The 19,661-nt window shown below is 38.7% G+C and carries 15 protein-coding genes and 1 rRNA gene; 1 reads left to right on the forward strand and 15 read right to left on the reverse strand.

Annotated features, from left to right (window positions below; genetic code table 11):
• The first annotated feature begins 175 nt into the window (after nt 1-175).
• Nucleotides 176-1,105: an iron-hydroxamate ABC transporter substrate-binding protein gene (locus ACRX5O_RS19770; protein ID WP_433907545.1), complete on the forward strand. Its 930-nt coding sequence runs from the start codon at nt 176-178 to the stop codon at nt 1,103-1,105.
• 56 nt (nt 1,106-1,161) lie between these two features.
• Here the strand turns inward: ACRX5O_RS19770 and ACRX5O_RS19775 are convergent, their stop codons facing one another.
• The 15 genes from ACRX5O_RS19775 to rrf form a co-directional block, all read right to left on the reverse strand.
• Nucleotides 1,162-3,240, reverse strand: a complete 2,079-nt coding sequence (locus tag ACRX5O_RS19775; protein ID WP_433907546.1) for a HAMP domain-containing sensor histidine kinase — start codon at nt 3,238-3,240, stop codon at nt 1,162-1,164.
• Nucleotides 3,215-3,901: a response regulator transcription factor gene (locus ACRX5O_RS19780; RefSeq protein ID WP_433907547.1), complete on the reverse strand. Its 687-nt coding sequence runs from the start codon at nt 3,899-3,901 to the stop codon at nt 3,215-3,217. Before ACRX5O_RS19780 ends, ACRX5O_RS19775 begins: the two co-directional genes overlap by 26 nt.
• Nucleotides 3,902-4,095: 194 nt before the next feature.
• Complete coding sequence (locus ACRX5O_RS19785; protein ID WP_433907548.1) at nt 4,096-5,544, reverse strand: M14 family zinc carboxypeptidase; 1,449 nt, start codon at nt 5,542-5,544, stop codon at nt 4,096-4,098.
• A gap of 188 nt (nt 5,545-5,732) precedes the next feature.
• Nucleotides 5,733-6,071: a DUF1904 family protein gene (locus ACRX5O_RS19790; protein ID WP_433907549.1), complete on the reverse strand. Its 339-nt coding sequence runs from the start codon at nt 6,069-6,071 to the stop codon at nt 5,733-5,735.
• A 54-nt stretch (nt 6,072-6,125) separates the two neighbouring features.
• Nucleotides 6,126-7,052 (reverse strand): DMT family transporter, encoded by a 927-nt coding sequence (locus ACRX5O_RS19795; protein ID WP_433907550.1) that lies wholly within the window; start codon nt 7,050-7,052, stop codon nt 6,126-6,128.
• 175 nt (nt 7,053-7,227) lie between these two features.
• On the reverse strand, nt 7,228-8,199 hold the full coding sequence (locus ACRX5O_RS19800; RefSeq protein WP_433907551.1) for an agmatinase family protein: 972 nt from the start codon (nt 8,197-8,199) through the stop codon (nt 7,228-7,230).
• A gap of 3 nt (nt 8,200-8,202) precedes the next feature.
• On the reverse strand, nt 8,203-9,462 hold the full coding sequence (gene hutI, locus ACRX5O_RS19805; protein ID WP_433907552.1) for an imidazolonepropionase: 1,260 nt from the start codon (nt 9,460-9,462) through the stop codon (nt 8,203-8,205).
• Between the two features lies 1 nt (nt 9,463).
• Complete coding sequence (gene hutU / locus ACRX5O_RS19810; RefSeq protein WP_433907553.1) at nt 9,464-11,137, reverse strand: urocanate hydratase; 1,674 nt, start codon at nt 11,135-11,137, stop codon at nt 9,464-9,466.
• A 54-nt stretch (nt 11,138-11,191) separates the two neighbouring features.
• Complete coding sequence (locus tag ACRX5O_RS19815) at nt 11,192-12,727, reverse strand: HAL/PAL/TAL family ammonia-lyase (protein ID WP_433907554.1); 1,536 nt, start codon at nt 12,725-12,727, stop codon at nt 11,192-11,194.
• Nucleotides 12,728-12,753: 26 nt separating this feature from the next.
• Nucleotides 12,754-14,331: a BCCT family transporter gene (locus ACRX5O_RS19820; RefSeq protein WP_433907555.1), complete on the reverse strand. Its 1,578-nt coding sequence runs from the start codon at nt 14,329-14,331 to the stop codon at nt 12,754-12,756.
• 303 nt (nt 14,332-14,634) lie between these two features.
• Nucleotides 14,635-16,116: a helix-turn-helix domain-containing protein gene (locus ACRX5O_RS19825; protein WP_433907556.1), complete on the reverse strand. Its 1,482-nt coding sequence runs from the start codon at nt 16,114-16,116 to the stop codon at nt 14,635-14,637.
• A 313-nt stretch (nt 16,117-16,429) separates the two neighbouring features.
• Complete coding sequence (locus ACRX5O_RS19830) at nt 16,430-16,978, reverse strand: YehS family protein (protein WP_433907559.1); 549 nt, start codon at nt 16,976-16,978, stop codon at nt 16,430-16,432.
• A 168-nt stretch (nt 16,979-17,146) separates the two neighbouring features.
• On the reverse strand, nt 17,147-18,529 hold the full coding sequence (gene rlmD, locus ACRX5O_RS19835; RefSeq protein ID WP_433907557.1) for a 23S rRNA (uracil(1939)-C(5))-methyltransferase RlmD: 1,383 nt from the start codon (nt 18,527-18,529) through the stop codon (nt 17,147-17,149).
• 17 nt (nt 18,530-18,546) lie between these two features.
• The gene (locus tag ACRX5O_RS19840; RefSeq protein WP_433907558.1) at nt 18,547-19,398 is read right to left on the reverse strand and encodes a DNA-3-methyladenine glycosylase family protein; all 852 of its coding nucleotides are present in this window, start codon (nt 19,396-19,398) and stop codon (nt 18,547-18,549) included.
• 139 nt (nt 19,399-19,537) lie between these two features.
• A 5S ribosomal RNA gene (gene rrf / locus ACRX5O_RS19845) occupies nt 19,538-19,653 on the reverse strand.
• Between the last annotated feature and the right edge of the window lie 8 nt (nt 19,654-19,661).

Raw genomic sequence — 19,661 nt, forward strand, 5'->3', positions numbered from 1 at the left:
GTTCCAATTTCCTCCAACATAAGAAGCAATACATATTTCCTATTCTCTACTTTTTTTGTTGAAATTTTCATTGACATTCTACATAACTAGATTTATATTAAAAACATAAACGATATTGATAATCATTATCAATAAAATTCCAGTTACGAAATATATTATTAAAGGAGAACCCTTCATGAAAAAACTATTAGTTCCATTTTTGCTATTACTTGTTCTTGTTATCAGTGCTTGCGGAAAACAAGCAGAAGAAACGGATAACAGTTCAGAAGCTCCGAAAGAAGAAGAAACACCTAAAACGATTACATACGAATCTGAATCAGGTCCAGTTGAAGTACCTGCAGATCCACAAAGAGTCATCCTTCTTTCTGGTTTTACTGGAAATGTATTAGATTTAGGAGTGAATGTTGTTGGTGTTGATGTATGGTCGAAAAATAATCCAACTTTTGCAGAAGAACTAAAAGATGTGGAAGAAGTGTCAGATGAGAACTTAGAAAAAATCATTGAATTAGAGCCCGATCTAATTATTGGACTATCAAATATTAAAAACCTTGATAAATTAAAAGATATTGCTCCAACTGTAACATACACTTGGGGGAAAGTTGATTACTTAACGCAGCACATCGAAATTGGGAAACTTTTAAATAAAGAAAAAGAAGCTCAAAGCTGGGTTGATGACTTTACCAAGCGCGTAGAAGCTGCAGGTGAAGAAATCCGCGCTAAGATTGGTGAGGACGCAACTGTTTCTGTCATGGAAAGTTACGGCAAAGACCTTTATGTATTTGGTGAAAACTGGGCACGTGGGACAGAAATTATTTACCAAGGCATGAAACTAAAAATGCCTGAAAAAGTTAAAGAAGTTGCACTTGAGTCTGGATACTATGCATTATCTACTGAAGTGATTCCAGAATACGCAGGTGACTATGTGATTCTAAGTAAGTACTCAGATGCAGACATTTCTTTCCAAGAAACAGAAACCTACAAAAACATTCCTGCTGTAAAAAACAACCAAGTGTTTGAAATGCCTGGTGAAGGTGCATCCTTTAGTGACCCGGTTACACTTGAAAAGCAGTTAGAGTTTATTAAAACATCTTTCTTAGGAAATTAATGAAAAAACAAAGCATCCCTTATGTTAACGGGATGCTTTGTTCACTTTTCTTATGCTCATGAATGGTCTTTAGGCATATAAATCCTTGACTTAAACAAATCCCCATCCACTTGAATATCGAATCTTCCCTTTTGTATTTCAATGAGGCTTTTCGCTATTGAAAGTCCTAACCCACTCCCCTGACTTGATCGGGATTCGTCACCTCTTGTAAAACGTTCCATTAATTCATCTGCTGATATATTTAACTCGTAGGCTGATATGTTTTTGAAGGTAATAAGTACTTCCTTCCCTAAATCTTCAATATCTATATACACCCTTGATCCACTAAGTGCATATTTAAAGATATTGGATAACAGGTTTTCAAGGGATCTCCACAAGAGTTTTCCATCCGCTGTGATATATACTTTGTTTTTCGGATAGTTTACCTTCATATCTAATTCTAAGGCTTCAATTTTCGAATTCACTTCTCCTAGTCCCTGGGTTAGCAAAGATACTATATCTATTTGCTCAAAATGAACGGGAATGTTCCCACTAGAAGCTTTTGCTGCTTCAAATAAATCATTAGTTAATATTTTTAATCTTTTCGATTTTTGATCCAGTACGTCAACATATTCTTCTATCTTTGATAAATCTTTTTCATTTTTCAATAAATCCACATAGGTAATAATAGAGGTCAAAGGTGTTCGTATATCGTGAGATACATTGGTGATGAGCTCTGTTTTTAACCTCTCACTTTTAAGTTCACTATCAACTGCTGTTTTCAATCCATCGGTGATGCTATTAATATTTCCAGCAAGTTTAGCAAACTCTCCTTTTCCATCAACAGTGATCGAATGGTGAATATCTCCATCCTTTATTCTTTCTACTCCATCTTTTATTGCTTTAAATGACTTCACTTTCTTAAAGGCAAACCAAGCTGCTATTCCCAAGGTTACAGGAAACATAAAAAACGTTGCCGCAACCAATAAAGGATATCCAATGACAAGTAAGACCGTTTTTACACCAACACTTCCACTTGCATATACTTCTCCTACGAATTTAATAAGCTTATAAAATATCTTATAGATTAGGCTATGCTTGAATAATGTTCTATTTTTGAAGTGCTTCACTAATGATAGAAAAAGAACAAACCCTACTGCTCCAAAGGAGAGTGTTAATGGAATAATGATTACATCAATATTTGTTTGATTGATGTCTTCTATTATTGAAAACCAAAGCGCTGAGAGAAGAATGGATACAACTAGATTAATATCAGTATATAGTTTATCAAATGCAAGTAAGTGTACCTCCTGCGCTTTAAAGGATTTCTTCCCTATTACAAGTACTAAATAGGAAAAGAACACGATAAATCCTATTAGAAAGGCTAGTAATCCATACAAACTTTTTTTAGCTATTTCCTTCTTTTCTTCCCACTGTTTGATTTTAAGATCTAAAAACTCCTCCGTAAAAGATACATATATAACTTGATTTTCTGGATTTAGTTGTTGAATACTTTCTGTCATCCGGTATAGATGTTCATTGTTCGTCACTTCTTTTGGATACATCTCTTGTTTATATCCCTCAAAAATCATATAGGATGGATGAGCTTGAAACTGTTGTTTTTCCTTTAAAGTGGTGTTTGTGTATACATTTACACTATCACTAGCATAATACAAAGGACCGTCATACGTTTCTAATTCTTGCACAGTATGATGAAAATCTCTTAAGTCACTCTTAATAATCTCATCCCTTGCCTCGGAGATTTCATCTGCATATTCCTCTGTAAACCTCGCATAGTTGGCTTCTTCACTTTGTTCAGGATTGTAGCTTCTGGAGAACGCTTGGTAGTCAGAGTATAATGTTTCTTCAACACTCCTCATTTCATCTTCACTAATCGTTCCACCTTTTAAAATATGTTCTTCACTCTTATATTCTTCTATTAGTATGGAAAGTTTACTGATAATCTCTTCACTTTCCTGTACATATGACAAGCTGTGAAAATAGTCCTCTTCAAATATCGCACCAAAATTTCCACCATTTTCAATTTCCACAACCACAATATTCTTAATAACTCCTGTAAAACAAATGATTACCAAGATAAACATAATGATTTTCGTTATCAGTAAGTGGCTATATTTTTTCAACTTTATATCCAACTCCCCACACCACCTTTAAGTACTTTGGCTCTTTAGTATTGATCTCGATTTTCTCTCTAATCTTTCTTATATGAACGGTTACCGTATTTTCTGGACTAAAGGCCGTTTCGTTCCATACTTTCTCATAGATCTCTTCTATGGAAAAAACCCTTCCCGCATTAGCAGTTAGAAGTTTTAAAATTTTGTATTGCACAGGTGTAAGATGTACCTCTTCTCCATCGACAGTGATCAATTTCCTTTCATCATCAATCATCAGACCACCTGTTTGATAGACATTACTCCTTGTTTCAAGACCTCCAAAGCTTGTATACCTTCTCAGCTGCGATTTCACCCTAGCGATTAACTCCAGAGGATTGAAAGGCTTGGTTATGTAATCATCCGCTCCAATATTTAATCCTAATATCTTGTCGTAGTCCTCCGATTTAGCTGAAAGCATGATCAATGGTATTTTATTTTCTTCTCTAATCTTCATCGTAGCTGTAATTCCATCCATCTTAGGCATCATAATATCCATGATAATCAGATGGATTTCATGATTTTCAATCATTTCGATTGCTTCTTCACCATTAAAAGCTTTATATACTAGATAGCCTTCGTTTTCCAAATAGATTCCAATTGCATCTACAATGGCATTATCATCATCACAAACCAATATGTTCATGAGCATTCACTCCTATATATAAGTTCAAACCTATTATACCCCCCATGTGTTTTTAATCTAGACTAAGCATACCCTCTAAATATTAATAAACCCCTAATGCAAATCTTAAGATTTTCTTAGTGTTTAAAAAAAGCCAACTCTAAAGTTGACTTTTGAAATTGGGCTTATTCTATTGGTATATAGAGAATGTATATCTATCGGTTTTCGCGGATGTACTTGGCCACTATTAATCCGCTCTCAACTTGAATACGAACCAGTTTTTGAATCGGAATAAATGTGTAATCAAGCTCATTTTCTAACACGTTACAATATTTTTCTAATAACTTCTCACCTTTATCATACGCTTCCCGTAGCTTACAGAGGGCTTCTTCATCCCTGTTTTCAAGTAGTTGCAGCAGCTCTATTTCATATTCACTTGTTCGGACCGTTAAACCTAAATACAAACCATTATAAAATTTTGCCGCATATAGATTATCAAAAACCTCCGCCATTTTTGCCGGTTTTTCAAACTCTGGATGGCTTTCGACCCATTTGATTTTGGCTTCACTGCCCTCTCGAACATACTGGATAACTTCCTCCACAAGCTTTACAAAAGGATTTTCCTTTTGTATATAGGGGCGAATATCTTGCAGTAGTTGGTCTAAGCGAGCAAAATGAGCTTGAGATACTTCCACACTCTTTAAGATTGCTTCTTTTCGTGTCATGTCACTCTCACTCATATCTTCTATCCGAGAATCAAAGAAATAAGGCAGCTCCGTCAGAAGTGTGACACAATCGGCGTTTACGCTCCCAGCAAAGTCTGAACTTGACGTACCATTTTTAATATTCGGCTTCTCTCCAGTGTACTTCTCTATAAAATCATACGCCTCAGCAATGGTCATATTTTTAAATATCGCTGGGGAAAACTTCGTGATGAAAGGTTCCTCCGGCTCACCTAAATTTAAGGGAATGCCTTGTTTGATGCTTGAATTCCTTAAACCTTCATACAGCTCTGGAAAGTCATGTGTGCTATACCAATAAGCGCCCCCAAAGCCAGCATTATGTAACGAGTACATAAACTCTGGTTGGGTTTCTTCTATTAACTTCATTAATACTTTCGTTTCCGGAAGCGGGTTGTGAAAATGGAGTTCTTTGTAGTCAATAGGAAAGGTCCATTCCACCTGTTCATACCCAATTGGCCGATAGTAATTTTTCGTATAGTTATATACTGTAAACGGTCCTTTAAACCATTTTTCATTAAGACGAACACCATCAGGATCAATACATTTAATCATGTACCACGTAAACCCTAACCCTTCTCGTAATTCATCATTCTCAGCTAACGCACGAGAAAAATACTCTAGTGTCATTGCTCCAATGGGTTCATTCGGGTGTGGACAAGCAAAGCACAAAGCATTCTTGGGTCCATCTCCAATTTTTATACATAAAATGGGATGCCCCTTTCGTGATCTCCCTGTTTCAAAAACGGTAACAATGCCGGGAAACTCAAGAGCAAGCTTCCTACAGCTCTCATCCATTTCATCCACAGTAATAAGCGGAGATTTTTCGGTTAGATGCAGAATGGAGCTCGTTTCAGGGTAAATAAGGGGAGGTTTTCCGCTTATGCAAAGCAAAATCTCCCATTTTCGAATTTTTCGAGCCAATAGGCGGAATCTCTCCGTCTATTTAAGCCTTTTTTAAAAATAATTACTAGTTAAACGGAATTTCTCCGTCTATTTATCAGTTCGGGTGCTTAACCTGATGTCTTTTCATCAGAAAGCACCCGAAAACGGAACCCTATACTCTAACACGAGTCGGCTGTTGTTATTTCTAGAGCCACTCTAACTGCTCTTCATTCTTCTTCAGCAAAGCTTTTACCATTTAGATAATAACTAGACTCCTTAAAAGTATTAAAAGCTACTTCTACTTCTGGTATCCCGAGTGACTGAACCTGTTTCGTAATGATGCTAGCAAATTCATTTTGAATATCTAGCCCCCGTTCAAACCATTTTACTTCAATAAATGGATATCCCGGAACTACTTTTCCATCAAAGACAAAAGTAGAATTCACCACCTCTAGCGTGAAATTATCCGTTCCACAAGCACAAAGATTAGCTAAATCCTCGACCAATGGTTGACTAATGCTTTTTACCTGTTCGACTGAAATTCCCCTAATCAATAAAAATGGCATTTAACATTCCTCCAACTATTATTTTAATGTAATCTAATCGTTGTACTTGTGTATTCATCTTTCCAAGGACTTTGAAAGATTACGACGAATTAGACTACGAAAAGAACCTTCTAGCATCCCCGTGCCTAAAATAACTCCAAGTACGATTAGGACAAAACCAATTAACTGCTCAAGCACAATCTTTTCTCCTAGGAACAGAGCTGAGCCAAGCAATGAGAAGAACGGGGTAAGATTGATAAAAATAGCTGTAGAGCCTGCACCTAATTGTTGGATGGCATAATTATAAAGCATGTGGCCAAGTCCTGTGGCAAAAACAGCTGAAGCTAGTAAAACTATCCAAACATACATTGGCTGTTGAAATTGGCTTATCTCAACTGGTTCTATCCAAAAACTAAATCCGAACATCATTAAAGACCCAAAGATCAGCATGATTCCCGTCATTTGTCGTGAATCAAGATTAGTAGTTAATTTTTTTATCACAATAAAACTAATCGCTTGCGTGATTACCGCTCCAAATATGAATAGATCACCTAATGAAAACCCAGAAACAGGTCCATTTCCTTTTAAAATAATAAAATAAACACCGCTTAGAGCTGCTAAAATGCCGATAGCCTTGAAAACTGTTAATACCTCTTTCAGAAAAATCATGGCAAAAATGGAGGTGAAAAGTGGGACTAAACCCAGAATAAGACCTGTATTTGAACCGGTCGTTATGGTTAATCCGAGTGCTAAAAAAAGATGATGCCCAAATACTCCAAATAAGGCAGCGACGAATATCCCGAGTACATTTTTTCGAGAAATCCTCTCAAATCTCTTTGATAGAATAAGGACAGCTATTACTACCAACCCCGCCAAAAACACACGAACACCTTGAATAAAAACAGGCGGAAAATACGTCACTAATATTTTAATGGCCGAAACATTGAATCCCCATATCACCATTAATAGAAATAGTGAACTGTACAATAATCCTCTAGACAAACCTAGCCCTTCCTTCTGATACATGTCCTTACTTATGAACAATCTTTTCTATCAAGATTACTAGATATGTAGACAATCTGTAAATAAGTTATGTTGCATATGTGATTTAAAAATATTTACACTTGTAAAAAGCAAAAGGGCAATCCTCAGTGAGATTGCCCTAGTTTTAATAAATTTACTTTGATCGACAAACCACACCAGTGACAAATTGTAACCACGCATATACACCAGTTTTAACCGTTTCTAAAACCTCAGAATCCTTACTTGGATCCAGGCAAACGAAATCAATATGTCGGACAGATGGATGCTTCCCAATCTCAAGCAAGGAATCGAATAACTCAGCTGTGGACAAGCCCCCTGGAGTGGAAGCTGGCACTCCAGGAGCAACAGATATATCGAGTACATCCATGTCAACTGTTACATAAACCCGGTCAACTTTTTGAGATAGCTGTTTCAGTGCCTCCTGAACAGTATGAACAAATCCAGCTTTGCGAGCATTCTTTAATGTCACCATTTGAATGGAATGATAATTAGCATAGGTGATCAGTGGTTTAGTATTGAAATAACCGTGCAAACCAATATTTATGATATCTTCTCCCCTAACAGTAGATCCATCGATTAATTGCCTGATTGGGGTACCATTTGCCGGCCCCAATTCAGCCGGATCCCGTACATCAAGATGGGTATCGAGTTGCAAGATCCCGATTCTGTCATTCGGAAAAGCTTCCTTAATCCCTCGTACTGCACAAGCCGTCGTTGAATGGTCCCCCCCAATCATGGAGGTAACTGCATCAGAATATTTCGAAGCTAAAAAAGTTGTTGCCTCTTCAATACGCTTATGGGACAAAGGTATATCTGTTGTATGCATCACGACATCTCCAGCATCCGCAACAATCAAATCAACTAAATCGACATCTTCATCCAAATTGTAGGTGGCAAACCCCTTCCACATTCGCCGAAATTCCGTCGGATATAGAGATGCACCTGAGACGCTAATGGAAGAACGAGAAATTGGTGCACCATATAAAATAAGTTCCGGCTTTCCTTCTATCTCTTTTAGCTGCCTAACCCAATGGTGAACATAAGTAGGGTCGATTGTATTCACATTCCATAACCATTCCGGTTGATGTAGCCAATGCTCACTCATGTGTTACCCGACCACCTTTACTCCTTTTTTCCAAACAGCTTTCGTGTGATTTACACCAAACAAATACTGTAGCTCTTGATAGCTTTTTACATTCCATAACACCACATCAGCTTGTTTCCCAACCTCTAGAGATCCTATTCGATCTTGACGATTAATTGCGCATGCCGCATTGTATGTAGCCGCGGTTAATGCCTCTGCAGGTGTCATCCTCATCGAGATACAGGCCAAATTCATGACAAGGGGCATCGATGTTGTTGGCGAAGACCCAGGGTTACAATCTGTCGAAATTGCTACAGCTACCCCTTCATCAATCATTTTTCTTCCATTCGCTGCTTCCTCACGTAAATAGAGAGCCGTTGCTGGAAGTAAGCAAGCGATCGTTCCTGCCTCTGCCATTTCTTTAATTCCTTCGTCTGATGCCTTCAATAAGTGTTCAGCTGAAATCGCGCCTACCTTTGCAGCTAATTCTGCCCCACCGTATGCAACAATTTCATCTGCATGGATTTTCGGGATCAGACCGTACCTCTTTCCTGCTTCCAAAATTCTCTCTGATTGTTCTGGGGTGTAAACATCCTTTTCACAAAATACATCATTAAACTCAGCTAATTTCTCTTCAGCCACAACAGGTAGCATATCATTTATTAGGTGATCGATATATTCTTCCTCTCTCCCTTTGTAATCAGGCGGAACCGCATGTGCTCCCATGAAGGTTGGCACAAGGTCAATCACGTGTGTTTCCTGTAATTTCTTCATTACCCGTAGCTGCTTCAACTCGGTTTCAAGATTCATTCCATATCCACTTTTCCCTTCCACAGTTGTTACACCATGATGTAAAAAGGAATCAAGCCGTCTCTTTGTTTGGCTAATAATCTCTTCTTCCGTACACTCACGTGTCATGCGAGTAGTCGCATGAATTCCTCCACCCGCATTCATAATATCCATATATGGTACGCCTTCAAGACGCATTTCAAATTCTTGTTCCCTACTGCCGCCAAAAGCAACATGTGTATGAGGATCGATTAATCCAGGGGTAACTAAGTGACCGGTAGCATCCACAATTTCAGCTTCTTCTATTCTAGATGCATACTGCTGTTCCAGTTCAATGGTCGATCCTACAGCCTGGATGATTCCATCTTCCATCCACAAACTCCCATCTTCAATAATACCTAACTTCGACATCGCTTCTCTTGATCGAGGCCCTTCCTTATTGGATGAAAGAGTTGCCAACTGATGGATATTTTTGATCCAAATCGGTCTAGTCATCTTATTCCATCCCCATTTCTAACATTGGAATGTTTACTCCTCTTTCACGTGCCGTTTTCTTCGCTAACTCATAACCAGCATCAACATGGCGCACAACACCCATTCCTGGATCTGTTGTTAGAACACGTTCAATTCGTGCTTCTGCTTCTTTCGTTCCATCTGCCACAATAACAATTCCTGAGTGCATTGAATATCCCATGCCTACTCCACCACCATGGTGTAAGGATACCCATGTAGCACCGCCAACTGCATTAATCATGGCATTTAAAATTGGCCAATCTGCTACGACGTCAGATCCATCCTTCATTGATTCTGTTTCACGGTTCGGTGACGCAACTGAACCTGAGTCGAGATGATCACGTCCAATGACAATTGGAGCCTTGAGCTGTCCTTTTGCAACCATTTCATTAATGATTTTACCGAAGCGTGCCCGTTCTCCATAACCAAGCCAACAAATCCGAGATGGCAGCCCTTGGAATTGGATTTTTTCTTTCGCCATACGAATCCAGTTACATAAATGGTCATTATCACTAAATTCACGTAAAATCACTTCGTCTAGTTTATAGATATCTTCTGGATCACCTGAGAGTGCTACCCATCTAAATGGTCCTTTTCCTTCACAAAATTGAGGACGGATATAGGCTGGAACAAATCCTGGGAAGTCAAAGGCATTTTCAACCCCTTCATCTTTAGCAACCTGACGGATATTGTTTCCGTAATCGAACGTAATGGCGCCTTTTTCCATCATATCGAGCATTGATTGCACATGTTGAGCCATTGAAGCTTTTGATTTCTTAACATATTCTTCTGCATTGTCCGCTCGTAATTTTGCAGCCTCAACAAGAGACATCTTTGACGGAACATACCCGTTAAGTGGATCATGCGCAGATGTTTGATCTGTCACAATATCAGGGATAAATCCTTTAGCAATCATTTCTGGTAGAATATCAGCTGCATTACCAATCAGTCCGATGGAAAGTGCTTCACCTGCAAGCTTTGCATTTTTAGCCATTTCGATTGCTTTGTCCAAGGAATCTGTTTTTACATCCGTATAACGAGTTTCAATACGACGATCGATTCGGCTTTCATCTACATCAATGCCGATACAAACGCCACCATTCATCGTTACTGCAAGTGGTTGAGCTCCACCCATACCGCCTAGACCAGCCGTTACCGTGATAGTATTTTTGAGTGTACCGCCAAAATGCTGTTTTGCAAGCTCTGCAAACGTTTCATAGGTCCCTTGGACAATACCTTGCGAACCGATATAAATCCAGCTTCCAGCAGTCATTTGTCCGTACATCATTAGCCCTTTTTTGTCTAGCTCATGGAAAGTTTCCCAATTGGCATAAGCGGGGACGATATTTGAATTCGCAATTAGTACGCGCGGTGCATCTGCGTGCGATTTAAAAATCGCAACCGGTTTCCCTGATTGAACCAATAGTGTCTCATCATTTTCTAATTCCTTTAGCGACTTAACGATCGCATCAAAGCATTCCCAGTTTCGTGCCGCTTTTCCAATCCCGCCATACACAACGAGATCTTCTGGTCTTTCCGCAACCTCAGGATCTAAATTATTCATTAACATCCGAAGTGCAGCCTCCTGTAACCAGCCTTTTGTATTTAATTCTGGTCCGCGATAGCGGATGACTTTTTCTGTTTTTGTTTGTTCCATCTTAATTGCCTCCTAAACATTCTATATATAATAAATAATTTTTATAATATACATTTACAGTAACTTACCAAGTTTCTCTTCTACGACTGAAATGATCTCACCTGAATGAATAAAATCCTTCAATCGTTCTAAATAAGGGTAAATATACGTGTCTTCAGTCATTTTTGGTATTGATTGTCTAATGCGTTCCAAAACCGCTGTTGAAGCAGAGCCAGGCGTAAGTTCGCTCTCCACAAATTGATGAGCATTATAAATCGACAACAGCTCAATTGCTAAGACATACTCAAGCCTTTGCGCTACTTCCCTAGCTTTTTTCGCTGAATTGTACCCCATCGCTACATAATCCTCTTGGTCAGCACAGGTCGGTATGCTGTCAACTGTTGCAGGATGAGATAATAGTTTCATATCGTTTAAAAGTCCTGCTTGTGAATACTGTGGAATCATTAGCCCTGAATTTAGCCCAGCATTTTTGACAAGGAACGCAGGGTAGCCTGAAAGATGAGAATTAATCAGACGATTGTTTCGCCGTTCTGACATTTTCGCAATGGCTGTAACCCCGATACATGCTGAATCTAACTCGATCCCCACGTATGAGGAGTCACAATTACTTCCTGAAATCGCGCCGCCATCTTCACCCGGCCATAAGATGGGATTGTCAGTGCACGCATTCATTTCGACCTCAAAGGTAGCTAACGCATCAAGAAGCGTTTTCTTTGCTGCCCCATGCAATTGAGGAATTGCCCGTAAAGATAAGGCATCCTGCAAGCGATGATCGACCGACTGTTTAGCCATCATTGAATCCTCTAAAATTTTTCTCACATTGGTTGCTGTATTTCGTTGTTGTTCATGCGGACGAGCTATCATCAGTCTGTCATCAAATGCTCGAGTTGTTCCTCGTAAGACCTCTAACGCCATGGCACCAATAATATCGGCTGACTTAGCTGCTTGTAGCATATCCGATAATGCTAACGCTCCAAGTGCGGTTGGACTCGTTGTTCCACTAATTAACGCTAATCCCTCTTTGGCTGAAAGGTCAATCGGCTCTAGTCCTGCTTTACGAAGAGCTTCCTTCGCAGGTAATAGCTCTCCATCCACATAGGCTTTTCCTTCCCCAATCATCACCAAAGCTATATGAGCTTCAACGCTTAAATATCCAACTGAACCTTCACGAGGCACAAACGGAATAACACCACAATTTAAACATTGGCGATACATTTCCAACGTGGATATCTGAATTCCAGAATACCCTTGCCCTAAGTTTTGCAGCACCATGAGCATAATTGCCCTTACACATTCTTCATCTAATGGTTCACCAACTGATGTTGCATGGGATAAAAGAATATTCTTTTGCAACAATCTTGTTTGATCTCGTGAGATTATTTTTGTTGATAGAGCACCAAAGCCAGTGTTTACCCCATACATGATTATTTCTTCATCAATCCATTTGTTTACAAGCTGGCACGACCTCTCAACTCGCTGACGGTAAGCATCTGAAAAATCAACATAAGCACCATAACGCGCTATGGAGACAAACATATCTAATGTGATTGCATTTCCTAGGGCTACCTTTTTCATCCCTTGATCCGCCATGTTGACCCCTCTCTTCTTTCCTAAAATTATTTTTCAATTTTATCAATAAAGAACATTTTCACGGCCGAACAGACTTGTAAAACAAAGATGAAAAGAACCGCTGAGCCACCTAAGGCAGCCAAATATTTCACACCATCAACGCCCTGTACTCCGCCTGCGAAAGCAACCATCACAAAGGCAATGATCGCAATAGAAATCGCCCAAATCAACATTTTCCATTTTGCTGGATCTTCATCATAACGAATATTTACGGTACATAACATGGCAATTGCACGAACCATCGAGTCAGCCGCTGTAGAAAATGAGAGGATTAACGCAATCATCACGATTGGAATAATGATAACAGCCAATGGCATATTAGCTAAGAACGCCCATAAACCTGCAACCGCTCCACTTTCGTTAATTGTTGACACTAAGTCAACTGTATTATTTTGTTGCCAATGTAGGGCTGTACCGCCAAAAACACCGAACCATAAGATACTGAACACAGCTGGTAATATCCAGTTGATTATCATAAACTGACGAATCGTTCGACCGTAAGAGATAACCGCAAGGAATATTCCCATTAATGGTGCATAGGCAATCCAAATCGCCCAGTCATATAACGTCCACCACATCACTAAAGCCTCTCCACCGACTATTCCTGGATCAAGCCCCCAGCTCCAGAAGTTTTGTAGCCAATGAGCCATTCCTGCTGTTGACGATTGGAGAATATATAAGGTAGGGCCAATAATGAACAGTGCAAGTAGCAGGATATAAAACACCTTTGCATTAATATCTGCCATCCGACGAATCCCTTTATCCATCCCTTTTAACGCTGAAACAGTAAACAATCCAGTTATCACAACAACTAGGACGAACCACACTATCGGTCCTTGCTGAATGCCGTAAAACGTCTCGAGCCCCGATCCGACTAATGCTAAACCTGCTCCAAGTGAAGATGCTAAGCCAAGTGCGATTGCTAACACCGCTAATGTGTCGATAATCCCTGGCCAAACCCCCTTTGTAATTTTGCTACCGAACAGTGGGGTTAATGTTCCTGTTACAGACAATGGTGCTTTACGATTAAAATACATATAGGCAACCACGAGCCCACTCAATGAATACATCGCATAAGGAATAAATGTCCAATTATAAAAAGAGCGTCCCATAGCGTAGATTGCAGCCATTGAAGTACCAGGTTCTACACCTGTATTGGCCATTTCTCCATAAATGTTACCAAAATAGATGATCGGTTCATTTACTCCATAAGTAATGACTCCCGTGGCAATTCCACCTGTTAAGGCCATTGCAAACCAAGCAAGAAACGGATATTTAGGCTTTGCCTCTGAACCTCCCAAACGAATGTTACCTAACTTTGAAAACGTTACCAACAATACAATGATGAGTGCTGCAATTGAGATGATTTGATAAAGCCATCCAAGTCCACGTAAAGAACCTATAAAACCATTCATTGAAATATCAGCCAACAATTGATTGTTCACAATTCCTAGAATGGCTCCGCCACCAACGACTAGAAAAGCCGGTAAAAATACAGATAAACGTGTTTGTTGCTTTTTATCTCCGACTACATTAGGAGCCTTTTTTTCTATCTCCAATGACATCATAGATCCCCCCTTTAATCACTCTATTTTTGGAAAAGATAAAGTAGTCGAATCTGTAAGAGGCAAAAATAGTTTTTGTTGCCTTTATAGATAGATTCCCTTTATCTAAATATACTGAAAATTATAAAGAATAATTTTGCTTAAAAATAGCTAATTAATTTTCGAAATTCGATACTTTTTTTCGAAAGGGCTTGTTTCATTTATCTTTTTTCACTTAAAATCTTATAATAATTTACGATTCTTATAATTTTTTACGATTCTTATAATTTTTTACGATATTTCATCTAAGCACATTTATCTGAACTACTCCATGCCCTCCCTCATATGTAAGCGATAGTCACGCGGAGACATCGATGTCAATTCTTTAAAAAGTCTAGTAAAATAACTAGGATTACGGAAGCCTACTTGATTGGCTATTTCTTTAATTGAAAGCTCGCTTGAATTTAAGAGTCGCTTTGCTTCGTTAATACGTTTATTGGCTAAAAGCTGTCGAAACGAGATTCCTTGCCTCTTCATTATCAAATGGCTGTAATAGGCTGTACTTCTTCCAACTGCTTCAGCCACATTTTCTAATGTTAAATCAGGATCAATATAATGTTTTTCGATATAAAGGATCCCCCTTTCAACCACATCTTTTTTCGAAAAGACGTCACCATTCTTAGAACGATCAAGTAATTCATATAAAAATAAAAGCATTTCTTGGACGACTCTGTATAGCACACGATTGTACAGAATCTCTGAAAATATTTTCATATAATATTCTTCCATTTCACCCTGTTCAAGCTCGTACGTTTTCATAAACCGCCTTACTTGGGCTAGAATACTTGTAAGTCTTGTCCTTAACTTCTCCGGATTAGGAAAGGGCGTTTCCATATGCAAAAACTCCCGGTGCATCCATTCTTTTATTTTTTGTTTATCAAAACTATTTAACATTTCCACCCATTCCCGCTGTTCAGCCGAGGTTAAAAACGGATCCATTTCATACCAAGATTTGTATTCTTCTTTTGGTAAAATGACTTGACGATATCCGATAAAAAATGTCATTTCTAATAGTCTTCTAGCTTCTAAATACATGTCATGTACAGATTTCATTTCAGTATTAGGTGGGATAATAACCGCAGCAAGAGGTTCAATATTAAAAGCTTCCCATTCCCTCAAAACCTTCCATGCTTCTTCTTTTATATGCTGGGATGGATTTTTAAATAAACAAGCAACCATATCTGTTAACGGTAATATCGTCGGAGGTTCACGAAATGGAAAATACGTTAAAAATTGTTGTAAATCAGCAAGCTTTTTATTATTTTCCGTATGCAAGAGCATCAACGCAATTTCCCCATTATTTTGCTCTTGATCTAAAAATATTGATTGATATGAATACCCCTCATCCTTCTTAGAGGAGACATCCATTGTTTCTCGTTGTACAACGAGTGACAACGCCATTTTAAGACATTGTTTAATTTTTACGGGATCTAGTGGTTTAACAAGTAAATCAACACCACCTAGTTCAATTGCCTGTTTTGCCCGTTCAAATGTCGCTTCTGCTGTGACAGTAATAATTTTCGGTGAAAAAGTTTTAACATATCTTGTAATTAACGACCAATGTTCGGCTGGGATCATATCCAATTCTAAATAGAGAATCTCAGGAAGTTCTTTTTCAAGTATAGCCATTGTCTCCTTAACTGTTTTTGTCACAAGTACGTTGTTAATTGGAATAGAATAGGTCGAAATCAGCCATTCTATCGCCACTCTCTCATGATTATCCCGTTCTGCAATTACTATTTTCATATTTTCCACAAACCCTTTTTATGTACTTTTTTCAATTGTACTTCCACTGTAATTCCTCCCTTGCCTTTTAAAAATTATAGAATAATTACACTCTCTCCTACTACAACATAATAAATAAAGTATACTATCAACAATTTACAACAGCGAGACCTTCCCAAAGAATATGAGGTTTTTTGAGCAACTACAAAAGGAGTTCAGATCACTGAACTCCTCTAATAAAACAAAATTGTTATTTTTTTCCATTAAAGTAACATTTCCATATGTGTCGAGTTTGGTAACTTATTATTGGAAATTGTTTTTCAATTAAAAATCCCTATCCTCTATATCTAATCGCTAACCCTTTCAAGAAATTCCTAGCATATCGATCTCCACAGAACTTATAGTTTTTATGACCAACTTTTCTTAATAAGGCGCTTAGTTCTCCTTTGGTAATACGAACTCCTGCATCTTCTAAGATTTGAAGCATATCCTCACTTGTTAATGACAAAGCGATTTTTAGCTTTTTTAGAAGGAGATTATTCGAGCTTTCCTTTAGAGATGGAGCCTGTCTTTCAGGCTGACCTGATTTTGGTTCTTGCTTTCCTCTTTTAAAAATAATAAAGCCGTTTAAAAAGGCATCGAACATTTGATCATCACAGATGATTACATCCTCATTATCCTCTTCCTCTTCTACGTCATTTGTTTTCGTGAGGATCTTTAATACTTCGTCTTTGGTTACCTCAACTCCACCAAGTTTAAAGATTTCTACCATGTCTACATTTTTAATATCTAAAGCGTATCTTAATCTGATTAATATATCGTTATTATTCACTGATTTATCCCCCTGAAGATTGTTTACCTTACCTACTATAACATTTGTCATAACAAAAATTAAATGGCCCCTGAGAATAAGGAGCCATTCGTCTAGTTTAGACTTATTAGACTGTGGATAACTTGATTTTTTCAACTTTTTCACGTTTTTTATCCCGATTTTATACATAATGTGAATAAAATTGTGGATATTGTCTGACTTATCCAAAAAAACTGTCACTTATCCCTTTAGGATTAAACTAGTAACACTTTCAATGTGACTTGTTTGGGGGAACATATCCACAGGTTGAATATAACCAACCTTATATTTTGAAACCAACACGGAGATATCCTTTGCGAGTGTGGATGGATTACATGAAACATATACAATTTTCTTTGGTTTTACTTTTAAAATCGTGTTTAATAACTGTTGATCCAAGCCTGTTCTTGGTGGATCCACTACAAGTACATCCGGCTTCCATCCTTCTTTCGCCCATTTCGGTAGGACTTGTTCGGCTTTACCGACAACATAAGTAGCATGACTGATTCCATGTCTCTCGGCATTTTTTTCTGCATCTTCAATCGAATCCGCAATAACATCCATTCCACGGATTTCCTCTGCTCCATCTGCTAACCATAGACCGATTGTTCCCACTCCACAGTAAGCATCCACAACTTTTTCCACACCTGTTAGTCCTGCTGCCTCTTTTACCTCATTGTAAAGGTTCACGGTTTGCTCAGGATTTAGCTGGAAGAACGTTCTTGCGGATAGCTCAAATTCGAGTTCTCCTAGAGTTTCTTGGATAAACTCTCTTCCCTCTAATAATCTTGTTTCATCACCAAAGATAAGAGATGTTTTTTGACCGTTTACGTTTTGCACAATGGATGTCACTTCTGGTAAGGCTTGCTTGATACGAGCGACGATTTCATCCTTGTGAGGAAGCTCACGCTGGCTTGTGATTAATACGATTTGAAGTTCCTCTGTTTTCACACCAATTCGAGCAACAATGGTACGTACGACACCTTTGCGAGTTTTCTCATTATATACAGACACTTTAAGGTCTTGTAAAATCTTTTTCACGGTTGATGTTGCCTTGTTTGTAGCGGAATGCTGTACCGCACAGTGTTGAATATCAACGAGCTTGTGTGAGTTGATGCCATATAATCCTGCTAGTAATTTACCGTCACGCTGCCCCACCTGAAACTGGCTTTTGTTTCTGTAGTTCCATGGGTTCTCCATACCAAGTGTGTCACGGATATCTAACTTTTCAACATTTAGCTTTGTATGACGCTCAAGTGATTGCTTCACAATGTCCCTTTTTTCCACAAGCTGTTGACGATAGTCGAGATGCTGGAGCTGACAACCTCCACATTCCTCGTACACAGGACATGGTGGTGCGACACGATGTTCTGATTTTTTTCGAATTTTTTTAATGCGCGCTTCAGCAAATTTCGGTTGAATTTTTGTTGCTTCTACAACTACTTCTTCACCTGGCAAAGCACCTGGTACGAAGACGACTTGCTTTTTAAAGTAGCCCACTCCTTCCCCATTGATTCCGAGTCTCTTAATTGTCAGTGGAAAGGTTTGTTTTTCAGTTATTCTTACGGATTGCTCCTGTTTCATTTTGTTCACTCCATCTATTATTCGATACTTCTCCACAAGTAAAGAGAAGCGTAGCTTGCGTATGGCTCCCAGTTTGGCTTGTATCCTTCCATTTCTTCCTTCGTCGGCTTTCGGTCCATATTGTATAGCTTTTTGAGAGCATTCTGTAAACCGATATCAGCAATTGGGAAAAGATTTGGTCGACCGAGACCAAACATGAGGAAGTTTTGTACGGTCCATGGACCAATGCCCTTTAATTTGACGAGCTCTTCCATAATCTCATCATCTGACTTTTCATGCAACTTTTGTAGCTCTAATTTTTCCTCTACAATCGCTTGTGCCACACCAATCGCATACTCCGCTTTACGGCCACTGAATTGAAGCTCGCGTAGCTCCTCGATTTTTACACTGGCCAATTTTTCTGGATCTGGGTAAAAGTAAGCCCCGTCTTTTTCTGTACCAAAGGTTGTCACAAATCGCTGAGTTAATGTGTGGGCGAACTTCAGGTTGAGTTGCTGATGAACGATGCATTTTAATAAGCAGTTGTAAGGATCAAAGTCTAAAACCAGAGGAGTTCCTGCATGCTCTTTAAAAATCGGGGCTAAATCTGTGTTACGAAAATGGGTGTGAATGTCATCTAAAGGTTGATCCCATTGGAAGATTTCCCGTAAACGAGCGATAACGGGCTCATTTGTCTTACCACTCAATTCAAATGAAGGCTCTTCGGTTGTACCCGTTGCTGTTACTTTTACAACTTGCTTGTCTCCGTTGACGATGAGGGGAACTTTAACCGAGCGTTCCTGTAGATCTATTTGATTTAATGGATCTAATGCAAGTCTGTATAGTACTTGATCAAAGTTATATGGTCCTTTAATACTTATTCTCTCCATAGTTTGTCCCGTCCCCTTCGTTTTTCTGTAAGTATAGCATTTTTATATGTAATATAGAAAAAACATAAGGACAGTCATGTTAAAAGAAAAAGCTATCATAAACAAAGAGAGTAGTCACGTGACTACTCTCTTTATGGGTGCCTGGCGACGTCCTACTCTCACAGAGGGAAACCCTCAACTACCATTGGCGCTGAAAAGCTTAACTTCCGTGTTCGGTATGGGAACGGGTGTGACCTTTTCGCTATCGCCACTAGACCAGTATT

The sequence above is a fragment of the Robertmurraya mesotrionivorans genome, from assembly GCF_050971805.1.
Lineage (GTDB): Bacteria > Bacillota > Bacilli > Bacillales > Cytobacillaceae > Robertmurraya_A.

What these genes read in the sequence shown, in the direction of transcription:
- ACRX5O_RS19830 (WP_433907559.1), bottom strand. Translation starts at nt 16,978, where the DNA reads ATGACAAATGTTATAGTAGGTAAGGTAAACAATCTTCAGGGGGATAAA.
- ACRX5O_RS19820 (WP_433907555.1), bottom strand. Translation starts at nt 14,331, where the DNA reads ATGTCATTGGAGATAGAAAAAAAGGCTCCTAATGTAGTCGGAGATAAA.
- ACRX5O_RS19825 (WP_433907556.1), bottom strand. Translation starts at nt 16,116, where the DNA reads ATGAAAATAGTAATTGCAGAACGGGATAATCATGAGAGAGTGGCGATA.
- ACRX5O_RS19840 (WP_433907558.1), bottom strand. Translation starts at nt 19,398, where the DNA reads ATGGAGAGAATAAGTATTAAAGGACCATATAACTTTGATCAAGTACTA.
- ACRX5O_RS19790 (WP_433907549.1), bottom strand. Translation starts at nt 6,071, where the DNA reads ATGCCATTTTTATTGATTAGGGGAATTTCAGTCGAACAGGTAAAAAGC.
- hutI (WP_433907552.1), bottom strand. Translation starts at nt 9,462, where the DNA reads ATGACTAGACCGATTTGGATCAAAAATATCCATCAGTTGGCAACTCTT.
- ACRX5O_RS19780 (WP_433907547.1), bottom strand. Translation starts at nt 3,901, where the DNA reads ATGAACATATTGGTTTGTGATGATGATAATGCCATTGTAGATGCAATT.
- ACRX5O_RS19800 (WP_433907551.1), bottom strand. Translation starts at nt 8,199, where the DNA reads ATGAGTGAGCATTGGCTACATCAACCGGAATGGTTATGGAATGTGAAT.
- rlmD (WP_433907557.1), bottom strand. Translation starts at nt 18,529, where the DNA reads ATGAAACAGGAGCAATCCGTAAGAATAACTGAAAAACAAACCTTTCCA.
- ACRX5O_RS19770 (WP_433907545.1), top strand. Translation starts at nt 176, where the DNA reads ATGAAAAAACTATTAGTTCCATTTTTGCTATTACTTGTTCTTGTTATC.
- ACRX5O_RS19815 (WP_433907554.1), bottom strand. Translation starts at nt 12,727, where the DNA reads ATGGCGGATCAAGGGATGAAAAAGGTAGCCCTAGGAAATGCAATCACA.
- hutU (WP_433907553.1), bottom strand. Translation starts at nt 11,137, where the DNA reads ATGGAACAAACAAAAACAGAAAAAGTCATCCGCTATCGCGGACCAGAA.